Annotated in this window: 1 protein-coding gene; it reads right to left on the reverse strand. The window is 70.9% G+C overall.

All coding sequences use genetic code 11. The features are described 5' to 3' along the window. A partial coding sequence (locus A5658_RS12230) for an FAD-binding oxidoreductase (protein WP_156751411.1) occupies positions 1 to 704 on the reverse strand: 704 nt, incomplete at both ends.

Here is a 704-nt window from a genome sequence, read left to right on the forward strand (position 1 = left end):
CCTCTTGCTGTCCACCGATTCGCGCACCCGCCAAAGCCGTTGTTGCGCAGCGATATCGACCCCCACCGCGGGCTCACCCGACGTCTGCACGCCCTCGAGCGCGTCGGCAAGCCGCTCGGTCTGGTCGTGATCGGATGCCAGCTCCACCAACAACAGCCACCGGCTGTCCACCGGCGGCGGCGCACCAAGATGCTCGTCGGCCAGCGCGCTGGCTCGCCCGTCGACCAGCTCGATCGCGGCGATACCGTCCAGGTCACGGAACAACCGCCCCGCGTCGACGAGCGCGTCCAGGTCGTCGAAGCCGCAGACCGCGGTCACGCGATGCGCCGGATCGGGGTGCAGCCGCAGGTCCAGTGCGGTGATCACGCCGAGCGTGCCTTCGGCGCCGACGAACAGCGCCGGCAGGTCGTAGCCGGTGTTGTCGGCCCGCACCCGGGAGTGCCGTCGCACCACCGAGCCGTCGGGCAGCGCGACGTCCATGCCGATGACCTGGCTGCCCATGTTCCCGTAGCGCACGGTGCGCAACCCGCCGGCGTTGGTCGAGGCCATGCCGCCAACCGTCGCGGTGTCACGCGCGGACAGATCGACACCGAACACCAGGCCGGCCGCGCCGGCCGCGCGCTGCACCGCGCTCAATGTCGCCCCGGCTCCGGCCTCGATACGCCGTTCGGTGGTGTCGACATCGCTTATGCCGCAGAGCCTTT

Source organism: Mycobacterium sp. 1245111.1, assembly GCF_001673405.1.
Classification (GTDB): Bacteria; Actinomycetota; Actinomycetes; order Mycobacteriales; family Mycobacteriaceae; genus Mycobacterium.